Origin of the sequence: Clostridium ganghwense, assembly GCF_026735165.1 — a bacterium.
In the GTDB taxonomy this organism is placed as follows: domain Bacteria; phylum Bacillota; class Clostridia; order Clostridiales; family Clostridiaceae; genus Clostridium_H; species Clostridium_H ganghwense.
Genome location: NZ_JAPQES010000003.1, coordinates 103,116 through 118,292, shown reverse-complemented (window position 1 = coordinate 118,292; position 15,177 = coordinate 103,116). Strand labels below are relative to the sequence as shown.

Sequence of the window (15,177 nt, the reverse complement as noted above, 5' to 3'; positions counted from 1 at the left end):
GATAATATGAAAAAGAGTTTTAGCGTTAAAAAAGGTTCTTCACTTGTAATGGTACTAGTAATGCTAAGTATACTTAGTGTTTTTGGAGCAGCTATACTCTCAGTTACACTTTCAAGCTATAAGGTTCGCAGGATGAATGAAGTTATGAAAACAAATTTTTATGCATCTGAAGCAGGACTTGATAAAGCTTATGCAATTATAGGAAAAATAGTTGATACTGCCATAGATAAAGGTAATACTGCGGTAAAAAATGAAGAGGTGAATTTAAGTAATATAATTCATGAGGAAAAATTAAAAGTACTTGCTGACAAAAATTATAGTAGTCCGTATTTAAATGAAGATGGTTCTGTAAATGAAGAAAAAATAAAAGAATTTCAAAATGAAAAATTTCAGATAGCTTTTAGAGATTATATAGAAAGTAACTTAGAAACTGAACTAATAAAAAGTGATAATTATGAATTTGATGAAAATGGTGTTGGAGAGAAGTTTAATAGTGATAGCTCAAAGCCAGAGATGAGCTTTTTACCAAATACTACTATTCCTTTGAAGTTTTCAGATGACAAAATGGAAATAGGATTAGTATCTACTTTTAATCATGAAAATTTAAGAAAACAAGTTGAAGCCGGATATGAAATAGTTGTTCCAGAGTACAAAGCTGTTTATTATATAGAGAACAGTATAATAAAAGTTCCAGAAAATCTTGCTTTCCAAAAAGGGATTGCTGTAGATGGTGATATGAAAGTTGAAGGAAGTAATGTAGATATTGAAGGAGATGTTTTTGTAAAAGGAACTAATGTGGGTGAAAATGGTGAAATTACTAATGAGAAAGAGGTTAAAAGTGGTATTATATTAGACAAGCATAATTCTAATTTAACTGTCAATGGTGAATTATCTTCCGCACAAAATATATTTTTGAAGGGTACAAACAGTAATCTTGTTGTAAATGGAGATGCTTATGTAAGAAATGCCATTATAGATACTAGTGCAGAAGGGTCTAACCTAAATATCAATAAAGATGATAATTTAAGCGGTAGTTTGTTTACAATGGACGATTTAGAATTGAATGCTAAAGCCTCTAAGATAAATATAGCTGGTGGTTTCTATGGTGTTAGTGATGGAAGTGCTTCAGATAAAAGTAATCATTCAAGTTCTATTATAGTTAATGCTGAGGATATAGGTAGTGGATCTTCTATAAATATTGAAACTAGTGGAGTTGATGACAAGGTTCTTATAGCAGGATCTTCTTATATACAGCTTTATAATAATGAGGAATATCAAACAGGGGAATCTGTATCTATTAAAGGAAACTATAAAGCATATACTATGCCGCTTACAAAGGGAGATCCAAAGAATGATAAAGAAAAAAGTTTGAAGGAAAATAATGTAACCTTTGAATATAAGGAGCCACTTATACTTGCATCAAAATTCTTGGATGGTATAGATTTAAATGTTTTTGATAAAAGTTATTATTTTAAGCATTATCATAATGAATATAAAAAAGATGATGACTATAAATTAAATTTAGGCGGTAAAAACGGCATTATAATAAAAGATAAAAATAAAATTCTTGCTAATACAGGAGCCATTATATGCAGTAATCACGATGAAATAATTGAGAGTAATTTTGGTAATTGGGATGAAGTAAGAGATAAGGTACATGAAATAAAAAGAAAGATATTCTACATGGGTGAGAACGTTACAGATGAAAAACATTTAGAAACAATAAACAATGTACAGCAAAAAGTAAAGGATAAAGTGAATTTCAGCAGGATTACAAACAAGTTTGTAGGTAAAAATACTGAGGGCAAAATAGATAATAGTAGTGATGTAATTCTATTAAATAATGACACTAATAAATCGTATGTCTTTGCTGCTGAAGGCGTAAATACTAGTTCAATTAGTGGGGAAAAAGTTACAGTAGAAAAACAAGGTAATACTGCAGAATTTAGAGGAATTATTATTACTGCTGGTGATGTTTATTTCTCTGGAAATATAAACTTTAAAGGAACTATAATTTGCGGAGGAAGTTTGATATTTAAGGATAGTAACCCTAAAGAGATAACATATGATGGAGAGTATGTAAAAAGACTTATTGGATATAACTATGAAGATTTTAAGAATGTATTTCAAAATAATTTGTCAGACAAATTTGAAGTTGAAGCAAAAACTTCTGTAGGTACAGATGATGACAGTGTAAAGAGTGACATTATTAGAGATAAACTAATTACAAGAACGAAATGGAAGATACTAAAATGATTGCAAGAGTAGGTGATCTAAATATAAAAGTGAAAAAGAAAGGATTTACATTAATAGAAGTTTTGATAGTGATATCCATATTAGGAATAGTAATGATTCCATTATCTAATTTCTTTTTTACCAATTACAAAGCACTTAATGAAGTAAGTAAGCAGGTAGATTTGCAATCAGAAGGTGAAAAAGCAATTAAGAAAATTGTAGATTTTGCGATAGGGTCTAAAGGTATATTGGAGGTAAAAAAAGGAGCGGAAGATTTATCACGTAAAACTAATGGAGGAAATATAGACAGAATAGTATTTAAAACAGTAGATGACAGTGGCAGTGATTTATATGAGATTTTTGAAGTTGCAGATAATAAACTTTGGCATGGAACTAGTGGTGACAGCAATAAAATTATAGACAAGGATGGAAGCTTATCTGCAAATGAGGTTAGTGGAATGGTAATAGCTGAAAATATACAAGTCGTAAATTTAGGTGCGAGCGAGTCTTTTATAAATGCTGACGGTGTTAAATTGATAATAGTATTAAGTAAGGACAAGGTAACAAGTAGTGTAGAAAGTGAGGTTTATTTTAGGAATAAGTAAAGGAGGGATATAAAATGAGAAAAAAGATATTTAATTTTATTCTAGTTTTTGTATTTATGCTGAATCAAATAAGTATTCTGCCAGCTTTTGCAGCAGAAACAAATTCAGAAGGAGATAAGGTTGTAATAAACAGAACAGTTAATGGTCGTAATCTTGAAGTAGGAGATACTTTTACTGTGGATTATACCATAACACCTAAAGAACTTACCATTAATCAGCAATCAAATAAGAACAAGGATATTGTTTTGGTGATTGATACTTCAGGGAGTATGGATTGGGGAGTAAATGGAGCTGAAAATGTAAGTTATAATAAGAAAAGATTAAGTATAATGAAAAATGTTGCTAAAGGATTTGTTGAGAAATTTAAGGGGAATGATAAAGTTAGAATTGGTTTAGTTAAATATGATAATTTGGCAGATGTTGTATTTGATTTAGATTATGTAAATGAAAATGATGATGAGAATTTAACAAATTCAAATATTAATAGAATTTGTAATGAACTAAATATTAATAAAAATAATGTATATTGTGACTCTTCTTATAGTAGATTTTATATTTATAAAAATGGCCAATTTGTTAGGGTTTACAAAAAGTCTGATTTGGAAAAGGAATTTAGGATTAATGTAGGAATTAAAACAAAGATTGATGAATTATCAGCACATGGAAGTACAAACATAGGTGATGGATTAAGAAGAGCATATTATCGCTTAAATAATAATGATGGACATGAAAAATTTATTATTATGATGACAGATGGTCAACCAGAAGCTTATAGCGTTGGTTATAAAATGGGGTATGGTAAAGCAAGTGGGTATTATCAAACAACGTGGAGAAATAATGGGACTATAATAAATGATTATAGAGAAGAAGCTTTAATTTATTCAAAAAAAATTGCAACAGAAAAAATAAAGGACTCAGATATAAAAACTTTTGTAGTTGGATTTGGTAATGGAACAGATGATTCTAAAAATTTGGAAATTGCTAATAGTGCTGGTGGAGTATATAAAAATGCACAAAGTGAGTCTGATATTCAGTCTGTATATGATGAAATTCAAAAAATTATTGAAACTAATGTAAGTGCATCTGCTCATTTTGAAGAAACCATTGATGAGTTACAAGTCATGAACTCAGAAGAGTTACCACAAGGATTAAGAGTGGAAGAAAATAAAATAGTTGGTGATATTAAAAATATTTATTATACAAAAAATAGTAATGGCAAATATGAAGCCAAGCCTATTGAATTTTCAGTAACATACAAAGCAAATAGAGTAGGAACTTATACTTTGGGTTTAAATGAAACTTCTTTTGTAAAATATAATGTTAATAATAGTTTAGAAACAGTACCATTATCTTCTGAAAGTATTAATGTATCAAATAAACAAATTATATCTGATGATTTAGTACAAATACAAAGAACAATAAATGATAATAGTTTATCTTTAGGAGAAACTTTTTTAGCTAATTATAGAATAATACCTCAATCTATTTCAGTTGATTATGATAATATATTTGGTGAATATAGAGGGAAACTTTATAAAAAGTTTAGAAAAAATAATGGAAAGATACAAATGAAACAATATTGGTTTGGTGATAAAAATAATTTTACTCCTATTGATGATAAACTTTATGAAATAGTGGCTCATGGCAATTATAAAAATTTGACTCAAGAAGAAAAAAAGGAACTACAAGAAGGTAAGATAATACAAGTAGGTAATCATTATTACAGAGAGATAACAGCATCTGTAAATGAGAAATTCAAGAATAGCCTTACTGCTGATGCTCATTTTGAAGAATCTTTTACACAAGGACTAGAGGTTGTGAATGCAGAAAATCTTCCACAAGGATTAAGAGTTGAAGGCAATAAAATAGTTGGAGATATTCCTGTATATTACAGTAAAGGTGGAGATAAGTTTAACGCAGATGAGATTTCATTTAATATAACTTACAAAACAAAGAAAAATAATTCTTATAAGTTAGGGGCTAATGATGAGTCTTTTGTAGAATATACTCTTGGTGAAGAGTATGATGGTCAAGAAAAAGAATATTTTAGTGAAGCACAAATTTCTTTGGAACAGTCTTCAAACAAGCCAAAGGTAACAATCAAGGTTTCTGATGCATTGGGAGTGAAAGATACTTTTAAAGTTGAATCACAAAATTCTGGAACAGAAAGAGAAGATAAATTTTTAGAAACAGATAACTTATTAAAAGGTCAAGGCTATGCTGAATTTCAAGCAGAAGATGTTAATTTAGATAGCTTTAAATATAAATTTGTCAAATCAAATGTACAACCTCAAAACTTACCAACACAAGGGTGGACAGATGTTAAAGTTAATAATGATGGAAATAGTAACACAGATATCATGAAGGATAAGTCGGGATATTTAAAGTGGAGAAGCTATGATGTAAGTCATATGCCTAATTTATCAGGAAGAGATAAGTGGTCTAATAGAAGTGAAACCTTTAAGAAACCGAGCAACATTATACAAATTCAGTCAACTGCAGTATCAGATGCTAATTCTTATATAGATCATATAAATGGAAAATGGCTAGCGAATACAGTATTTATGAGAAATTTCTTTGTAGACAATAATTATAAGGAATCATCAAAATTCTGGGGATATATAAAGCCAGATGAAGATGGGGATTACTATTTTGGTATAAACTCTGATGATGGAAGTTATGGATATATAATTGTTGATGGTGAACAAATAGATATTGTTAATAAAAATAGCTTTTTTGTTCCACAAGGTTCAAAGTTCGGAACATTGAATAATGTTATGAGATTAAAGAAAGATAAGTATTATCCAATTTATTTAGAGTATTTTAACTGGGGTGGTTCAGCACATTTTCAACTATGGTATAACAACGTAAATAAAATTACAAATAGAAATAAAAATAATGTTCCTTATAATTGGTTTTATCCAGCAAAAAATAATACTCCAGGCGAATATCCAGAAGCTACTTTTAAGGTGAATTATGGAGTACAATTCCCAGAACAACCGGGTAAATATTATATAGCCTATAAAGCTGAAAATTCTGATGGGGGTTATCGAGAAGGTTTTTATGGACCTTTTGTTGTAGGGGGAAAAGCGCCTATTACATTAAGTAGAAAAATAGTAGGAGATAGTGCTATTAGAGTTGCAGATGAATTTAATATAGAATATACTGTTAAACCAGAAGATATTAAAATTCAAGAAAAATATGGTGAAAGCATAATTAAAAACATTCAATATGAAGAAATTTTACCACAGGGTATTGAAATAGTTGAGAAAAATGGAGTTAATGGATTTGAAGTAGCAGGTCAAAATGTTAAAAAGAATTTAGGAAATATAACTTATAGGAGAAATGATGAAAAGGGTGTTTATGAAGCACAACCAATTACTTTTACAGTAAGATTTAAAGGAAATGAAGTCAAAGAATTTAATTTAGGGGTTAATGAAAAAGCGACAGTAAATTATGAAGACTTAGATGGTGCTAATAGACAGAAAGAATTTTCGAGGTTTACGATAGGAGTAACTAAAAAACTAACACCAGATGTAGTAGTAACAAGAAAAATTGCTAATGATAAAACTTCAGTAATGGAGAGTAGAAATTTTGAAATTGTATATACAATAACTCCTCAACCGATTACTTCACAAGAGATAAGTAAAGCTTTTGGTGATCAATCCGTTGAAGATAGGTTAGTTGTTACTAATGTCAAATTTACAGAAACTTTTCCAGATGTAAATAAATTTAATGTTTTAAAAGTTGAAGGATTGCAAAATGTAGATTTAACAAATTCAGGTGTGGTAGTTGGAAATGTATCTAATATTACTTATACAAAACAAAGTGATGGAAGTTATACAGCACAGCCTTTTGAGGTAAGAGTCAAGTTAAATGTAAGTGAAAAAGGTACTTACACATTAGGTTCAAACAAGGCATCTTACTTAGAATATACAGCTTTTGATGGTGATAAGATTAAAAATCCGTTTATTGATATGGAATTAGTGGTTAATCCATTTGAAGCACAATTACAATTAGCAAGAACTATATTAGCTGATGATGATAATTTTAAACGTGGAGAAACTTTTAAATCAAAATATACAATAACTCCATTAGAATTATCTCTTAGTGATTACTTTGATGATAATCAAATTGCGTTAATACAATCTCAAGGGGAGAATGCTATAGACAAAAATGGAAATAAGCTTTTTGATAATTTTGTTATTAACAATATTAAATTCCAAGAAAATGTATCAACTGGTTTGAGTGTAATTAGCAATAGTAAATTTACCTTTACTAATGGTACAGTAACAGGAAATATACCTAATATTACGTACAGATTAAATAAAAATAAAGATAAACTTGTAGCTGATCCTGTAAGTTTTGAAGTGCAATTTAGGTGTGTTAGTGCAGGAAGATATGTTTTAGGTGAACATGAAGGTTCATTCATAACTTATAATGATTATAATGGTGAACAAGGTAAAAAAATATTTAATATGACTTCTTTAGAATTTGAAGATATTAATGTTGAAGAAATATCTGGCTTATTAATTAGAACTAGCTTAGTATCAAATTCAAGTGATCACAATAAGTATGATTTAAATGTTGATGTCACAGAAGCTGTAGTTAATGGTGAAAAAATTTCTTTAAAGCAACTTAAAGTTAAGAACACTGCTGATGCTGAATATAATATTTATGATCCAAATGTAACTGCTGTAGATGGAATAAAAACTTTTATTAAGTCTGGATTAGATGAAAACTTTTTAACAGGTAAGTATATTACGATTGTTGGAACTGACGAAGCTAATAAGAGCGTAACAATTACAGTACCTATAATTAAATTAGTTACAAATGAGTTTGTTGAAGGAGAAAACAATATTGTAATAGAATCTCAACCAGATATTTGGGTAGATGAATTTGAAGCAAATGGAACTGAATATATAACAGAAACAACTCATCCAAAAACAAATTCTTCTTCAGGAGTATATAGACAAAATAATGTAAAACTGATTGCTGGATCAAGTATATTGGAAGTAGAAGTTAGAAATAGTGATGGTAATATATCACGAAGAATTTTTGATATAAGTACAGCAAAAACTAATGTTGTGAAACAAGGAATATTTGTGAAAGATGATAGAGCTAATAAGTATATTATTGGAGGAAATGAATCAGAAGAAAGTAATGTTAAAGTTAATAACATTAATATTATAAGAACGATGGTGCAGCATATTGGGGTTATGATTGAAGTTAATAATAATAAATCTAAGTTTGAAATTGATGTTGACGCTAGGTATAATACTAGAAATACTAAATTCAATATATATGAATTAAATAATGGAACGCTTAATAGAACTCCAGTATTTACTTCAATATGCAAGTTGAATGAAATTAGTAATGAGTTATTAAAATATCAATTTGAAAATGGGAAAACATATATTATTGAATATACATTTATAACTGATGCACCCCAAAATATTCAAATAGTTAATAAAGTAAAAATTGATAATGTTGAAGTAGCAAAGTTAAAAATACTAGTTGAGAAATTACCTAAATTAGATTAAACTAAAAAACGTATAGATAGCTAAAAAAGTTATCTATACGTTTTTTATTATTAGCATATTCAACAATTAAAGGAATTATAGCTATAATATAGAAATGAATGTATATAATTGTGAAAAGGTATAGGAAATCATGCACTAAAAAATGAGGTGATAAAAATGGATTACATATTTGTTTTAGTTTTAGGATTATTAATAGGCAGCTTTCTAAATGTATGTATATATAGAATACCAAGAGAAGAAAGTATAGCTTACCCACCATCACATTGTACAAATTGTAAAAATGGAATAAAACCTTATGATTTAATTCCTGTTATAAGTTATATATTTTTAAAGGGAAAATGTAGATATTGTGGACAAAAGATAAGTATAAGGTATCCACTTACAGAATTATTTACAGGAATTATTTTTGTAGGTATATATGGTCACTATGGATTATCTATTGAATTTTTAAAATTTGCAGTATTAGCTTGCTTTTTAATTGTAATAGGGATAATAGACTTAGACACTACGGATATATATTTCAAAACCACAATAAGTGGTGTTATAATAGGAGTAATTTTTTTGTTTATATATTACTTTAAAGGAGATAGTATAAGTACATATATCCTTGGAGCTTTAATAGGTGGGGGATTTATTTCTCTTATTATATTGCTTACTGGTGGTATGGGCTGGGGTGATGCTGAAATGTGCTTTCTAGCTGGTATGTACTTGGGATGGAAGCTAACAGCTTTAATGCTATTTTTATCAGTTATATTAGGTGCAGTAATTGGAGTTTTACTTATAATTACTAAAAAGAAGAGCCGTAAGGATTATATACCATTTGGTCCTTATATAGCTATGGGAGCAATGATAGCCGTATTTTGGGGAGAAGAAATTTTAAGGTGGTATCTACTATAAGAAAAGTGCGTTGCACTTTTCAGTAGCCAGTAACTAGTAGCTAGGAAGAAAGATGAAAAGAAAATTTTAAAAATTAAATTAAGTAAAAATAAACATAAATAAAGAGTAAGAATGTAGAGAATATCTATGTTCTTGCTCTTTGTTTTATTTAAGTTCAGGTTTTGTCTTAGCAAAACTTCCTTCACTGGTTACTGGATATTAAAATAAAAGATTATATTCTAATAAAAGGTATTTATAACTTGCTATGTTAAATTATTAACTAAAAATACCTTAATGTTACAGAAAAACTTAAAAATTAGAAGAAATTTTTTGACGATTCGCTCTAGTAAACGATTACATAAAGGGAGTTTTGCATATATACTTAATTTAATAAGGTTGTTAATAAAAAAACAATTGTAGAAATAGTCTTAAAATTATGATAACATGTACTCAACAAAAGGAAATGGTCGTACCACTAGACCATATTACCTGTTAGTTTATACCAGTACTCATAATTAAGGGGGAGGAAAGAAAATGAACATGTATGCACTATTCTTTATTGCACTTATTCCTATTGTGTGGCTGATAGTATCATTAGGAATTCTAAAAATGCCAGCACATAAGACTTGTTCAGCAACTTTGGTATTGACAGTAATATTAGCAATTCTAGTATGGAAAATGCCAGCACCTCAGGCAGTGACGGCAGCTTTAGAAGGAGTTGCACTGGCACTATGGCCAATAATGATTGTAATTATTGCAGCAGTATTTACGTACAACCTATCCTTACATACAAAGAGTATGGACATCATTAAGAAAATGCTATCAAGCATAACTACAGATAGAAGAATTTTGGTTCTAATAATAGCTTGGGGGTTTGGAGGATTCTTAGAAGCTGTTGCAGGATATGGCACAGCAGTGGCAATACCAGCAAGTATATTAGCAGCTATGGGATTCGAACCAATATTTGCAGCAATTATATGTTTGATTGCCAATACTGTTCCAACAGCTTTTGGAGCTATAGGTATTCCAGTTTCTACTATGGCAAAAATTGCTGGATTAGATGTAAACGTTTTGAGTTACTACGCAGGACTGCAATTATTCCCATTTATCATATTAATAACATTTGTACTTGTAATGTTAACAACTCGAAGCGTTAAAGGAATAAAAGGAGTATTTGGAATAACATTAGTATCAGGGCTTTCATTTGCAATTCCAGAGCTTTTAGCCGCAAAATATATGGGAGCAGAACTTCCATCCTTAATTGGTAGTGTATGCAGTATGGCTGCAACTGTATTAATGGCAAAAATGTTTTATAAAGATACTGCTGGAAAAACAGATGAAACAATTACTGGCAGTGTAGCATTAAAAGCATGGTTACCTTATATATTGATATTCTTCTTTATGATTTTCAGCAGTAAGTTATTCCCAAGCATATATCATGCACTTGCAAGTATTAAAACAAGTGTACACATATATACTGGAGAGGGAGCAAAACCTTATATATTTAAATGGATTGCAACTCCAGGTACTTTGATAATAATTGCAACTTTTATAGGGGGTATGATTCAAGGTGCTAAATTTGGTGAAATAGTAGGCATTTTAGGAAAAACAATGAAGCAAATGACTAAATCAGCAATAACAGTAGTTTCTATAGTTGCATTAGCTAAAGTTATGGGATATAGTGGAATGATAAATTCAATAGCAACAGTATTAGCTGAAGTTACAGGTTCTTTCTACCCATTCATAGCTCCAATAATAGGTGCACTTGGAACTTTCGTAACAGGTAGTGACACATCATCAAATGTATTGTTTGGTAAATTGCAAGTAGATGTTGCAAAATCAATAGGAGTAAATGCTACATGGCTTGCAGCAGGTAGTGCTACAGGTGCTACAGCTGGTAAGATGATATCGCCTCAAAGTATAGCAGTAGCAACTGCAGCTACAGGACTTGCAGGGGCTGAAGGTAAGATATTAAGTAAAACAATAAAATTCTGTATAGGTTACGTAGTTCTTTTAGGAATTGTAGTTTATATAGGTAGTAGTATAATTCCAATGTAATGTTTTACAAAAAATAATAAAATATAGTTGATTTAGTAACTATAGTTAAGTATAATGAAATTAAAAAAAAGAAGGACGCAAGTCCTTCTATATATAAAAAAATAACTGGTAAGACCATTATACCAATTTAATATTTAATTCAAGTAAAAATTATTAGGGGGTAAAAAACAATGGAAATGATAGTTTGTATTAAACAAGTTCCAGGAAGTTCAAATGTACAAGTTGATCCAGTTACAGGAGTATTAATAAGAGATGGTGTTGATTCAAAGATGAATCCATATGATTTATTTGCTCTTGAAACAGCACTAAGAATTAAAGAAGAAAAAGGCGGAACAGTAAAAGTAATAAGTATGGGACCACCTCAATCAATGGATGTTATAAAAGAAGCATATATGATGGGAGCAGATGAGGGTACATTACTTTCAGATAGAAAATTTGCAGGAGCAGACGTTTTAGCAACATCTTATACAATTTCACAGGGTGTAAGAAAATTAGGGAAATATGATCTTATAATTTGTGGAAAGCAAACAACAGATGGAGATACAGCACAGGTTGGACCAGAAATGGCTGAATATTTAGATATTCCTCATGTTGCTAATGTTTTAGAAATAGTTGAAATTAAAGAAGACTCAGTAGTTGTAAAAATGGATATGCCAAATACTATTGAAGTTGTAGACATTAAGTATCCTTGTTTAATAACAGTTGAAAAAGATATTATGGAACCAAGACTACCATCTTATAAAACAAAACTTGCAACTCAAGATAGGGAAATAAAAGTTATAAGTTTAAAAGATTTTCAAGACCAAGATGAAAACAAATATGGACTAAATGGTTCTCCAACTCAAGTTGAAAGAATATTCCCACCAACACATGATAAAGAACAAGAAACTTGGAATGGAAATGGTGAAGAATTAGTAGGTAAGATTGCAGGTAAGCTAAGAGAACTTAAATTTGTTTAAGATAAAATTAGAGATAGTAGATGATTAAGTAAAATAAGCTGTTTGAAATAGAAGAGGAGGATGCAAAATGGGAAAGTTAATAATCCATGAAGAAAAGTTAAATAAACAGGTAATAGACCAACTAATTGATATATGTCCTTTTAATGCTATGGAAGAAAAGGATGGAAAAATAGAAATTACTGCAGGCTGTAAAATGTGTAAGCTTTGTGTTAAAAAAGGACCAGAAGGTGTAGCGGAATTTGTTGAAGATGAAGCAAAACCTCAAGTGGATAAAAGTAAATGGAATGGTATAGCAGTTTATGTTGACCACGTAGATGGAGAGATTCATCCAGTAACTATGGAGCTTATCGGAAAAGGAAGAGAGCTTGCTGCTAAGATAAATCATCCAGTATATGCTGTATTTATAGGACACAATATTAAAGATAAAGCAGAAGAATTATTACATTATGGTGTTGATGAAGTTTTTGTTTACGACTATGAAGAATTAAAAGATTTCAGAATAGAACCATATACAGCGGCTTTTGAAGATTTTATTAATAAAATCAAGCCATCATCAATCTTAGTTGGAGCTACAACTGTAGGAAGATCGCTTGCTCCTAGAATAGCTGCAAGATTTAGAACAGGACTTACAGCTGACTGTACAATTCTTGATGTTAAACCAAATACAGATTTAGATCAAATCAGACCGGCGTTTGGTGGAAACATCATGGCTCATATTCATACTCCTAATAACAGACCACAATTAGCTACAGTTAGATATAAAATATTTGATATTCCAGAAAGAACTGCAGAAAAAGTAGGGAAAATCACTACCTGTGAAATGGATACAGCTAAATTTGCATCAAATATAACAGTTTTAGATGTAATTGAAAAAGAATTAGAAGAAAGTATTTCAGAAGCAGAAGTAATCGTAGCTGTAGGAAGAGGGCTAAAAGCAGAAAAGGACATGGCTATGGTTCAAGAGCTGGCTGACTTACTAGGAGCAAAAATTGCAGGAACAAGACCTCTTGTTGAAGCTGGCTGGATAGATGCTAAACAGCAAATAGGATTAAGTGGAAGAACAGTTAAACCAAAATTAATAATTACATTAGGTATTTCAGGTGCTATTCAATTTGTAGCAGGTATGAATAACTCAGATTGTATCTTTGCAATTAATAAAGATGAAAGTGCTTCAATACTTAAAGTTGCAAATTATGCAGTTATAGGAGATTTATATGAAATAGTTCCACAATTAATTGAAGACATAAATGGCGGAAATGGATTAGCAGAAGCAGCAGCAACTAAATAAGAGAAAGTTTAAACTACAAACTTACTTACAAACTGTTAATTATTAAAAGGGAGGTTCTAGCAATGGAATATAAAAAGATAGATGCTAAAGATATTGAATTTTTAAAATCAGTAGTTGGCCAGGATAATGTTTTTGTTGGAGAAGAAATAAGTGAAGATTACAGCCATGACGAATTAGGTGGAATAAGTAATTATCCAGATGCTTTGATTAAAGTACACTCTACTGAAGAAGTTTCAAATATAATGAAATATGCTTATAATCATAATATTCCTATTGTAGGAAGAGGTTCAGGTACTGGACTTGTTGGAGCTTCAGTTCCACTACATGGGGGAATAATGGTTGAATTGACTGAGATGAATAAAATTTTAGAATTAGATGAAGAAAACTTAACATTAACAGTAGAACCTGGTGTCCTATTAATGGAAATCGGAAAATATGTAGAAGAGCATGATTTATTCTACCCACCAGATCCAGGTGAAAAGAGTGCTACAATAGGAGGAAACATCAGTACAAATGCAGGTGGAATGAGAGCAGTTAAATATGGTGTTACAAGAGACTATGTAAGAGGTCTTGAAGTAGTGCTTCCAAATGGTGAAGTATTAGAATTAGGTGGGAAAGTAGTTAAAAACAGTTCAGGTTACAGTGTAAAAGACTTAATTGTAGGTTCAGAAGGTACTCTTGGAATAATTACTAAAGCAATACTTAAATTATTACCATTACCTAAGAAATCTGTAAGTTTATTAATTCCATTCCCAGATTTAGATAATGCTATAGAAATGGTACCAAAGATAATAAAATCAAAAGCAATACCAACTGCTATAGAATTCATGGAAAGAGAAGTTATATTAGCAGCAGAAGAATTCTTAGGAAAGAAATTCCCAGATAATTCATCAGATGCTTATCTTCTATTAACATTTGATGGAAACAGCACGGAACAAGTTGAAGCCGATTACTCAGTTGTTGCAGATCTTTGCTTAGCAGAAGGAGCATTAGATGCATTCATAGTTGATACTGATGAAAGAAAAGAATCAGTATGGTCAGCTAGAGGAGCATTCCTTGAAGCAGTTAACGCATCAACTCCAGAAATGGATGAATGTGATGTTGTTGTACCAAGAAATAAAGTTGCTGAATTTATAAAATATACTCACCAATTATCAAAAGAATTTAATGTCAGAATACCAAGCTTCGGCCATGCTGGAGATGGAAACTTACACGTTTACATCTGTAAGGATAATTTAAATAATGAAGAATGGGAAAAGAAATTAAACGAAGTATTTGACTGTATGTATAAAAAATCAGTTGAATTAAATGGACTAGTATCTGGTGAACATGGAATAGGATATGCTAAGAGACTATATATGTTTGATCAATATGGTGCTGAATACATGCAAATAATGAGAGGAATTAAAGCTGCATTCGATCCAAAAAATATTTTAAATCCAGGTAAAGTATGTCAATAATTTAGGTCCCTATACCCATAATATAATTGTTAAAGACAGGTCATAAAATTTAAGTTTTATGACCTGTCTTTAAATTATTTTTTGGCATATAAAATATTTATTTCTTATTTGTCTATAAATTGACTTGATTCTAAAAGGAAATTTTTTGAACTC

At 30.1% G+C, this 15,177-nt stretch carries 8 protein-coding genes; all 8 read left to right on the top strand.

Going from position 1 to position 15,177, the window contains the following annotated elements; genetic code table 11:
• Window positions 1-6: 6 nt before the first annotated feature.
• The 8 genes from OXH55_RS09760 (at window position 7) to OXH55_RS09725 (ending at window position 15,024) form a co-directional block, all read left to right on the top strand.
• Window positions 7-2,256, top strand: coding sequence for a pilus assembly PilX N-terminal domain-containing protein (locus OXH55_RS09760; RefSeq protein WP_268049750.1), 2,250 nt, complete (start codon window positions 7-9; stop codon window positions 2,254-2,256).
• Window positions 2,238-2,840 (top strand): type II secretion system protein, encoded by a 603-nt coding sequence (locus tag OXH55_RS09755; protein WP_268049749.1) that lies wholly within the window; start codon window positions 2,238-2,240, stop codon window positions 2,838-2,840. The genes OXH55_RS09760 and OXH55_RS09755 overlap by 19 nt, the downstream gene beginning before the upstream one ends.
• A gap of 14 nt (window positions 2,841-2,854) precedes the next feature.
• The gene (locus OXH55_RS09750) at window positions 2,855-8,383 is read left to right on the top strand and encodes a VWA domain-containing protein (RefSeq protein ID WP_268049748.1); all 5,529 of its coding nucleotides are present in this window, start codon (window positions 2,855-2,857) and stop codon (window positions 8,381-8,383) included.
• 156 nt (window positions 8,384-8,539) lie between these two features.
• Window positions 8,540-9,280 (top strand): prepilin peptidase, encoded by a 741-nt coding sequence (locus OXH55_RS09745; protein ID WP_268049747.1) that lies wholly within the window; start codon window positions 8,540-8,542, stop codon window positions 9,278-9,280.
• Between the two features lie 513 nt (window positions 9,281-9,793).
• Window positions 9,794-11,317: an L-lactate permease gene (locus OXH55_RS09740; protein WP_268049746.1), complete on the top strand. Its 1,524-nt coding sequence runs from the start codon at window positions 9,794-9,796 to the stop codon at window positions 11,315-11,317.
• 170 nt (window positions 11,318-11,487) lie between these two features.
• A complete protein-coding gene (locus tag OXH55_RS09735; protein WP_268049745.1) occupies window positions 11,488-12,276 on the top strand; it encodes an electron transfer flavoprotein subunit beta/FixA family protein in 789 nt (262 codons plus the stop codon).
• A gap of 67 nt (window positions 12,277-12,343) precedes the next feature.
• The gene (locus OXH55_RS09730; RefSeq protein WP_268049744.1) at window positions 12,344-13,564 is read left to right on the top strand and encodes an electron transfer flavoprotein subunit alpha; all 1,221 of its coding nucleotides are present in this window, start codon (window positions 12,344-12,346) and stop codon (window positions 13,562-13,564) included.
• 62 nt (window positions 13,565-13,626) lie between these two features.
• Window positions 13,627-15,024 (top strand): FAD-binding oxidoreductase, encoded by a 1,398-nt coding sequence (locus tag OXH55_RS09725; protein ID WP_268049743.1) that lies wholly within the window; start codon window positions 13,627-13,629, stop codon window positions 15,022-15,024.
• Window positions 15,025-15,177 lie beyond the last annotated feature (153 nt).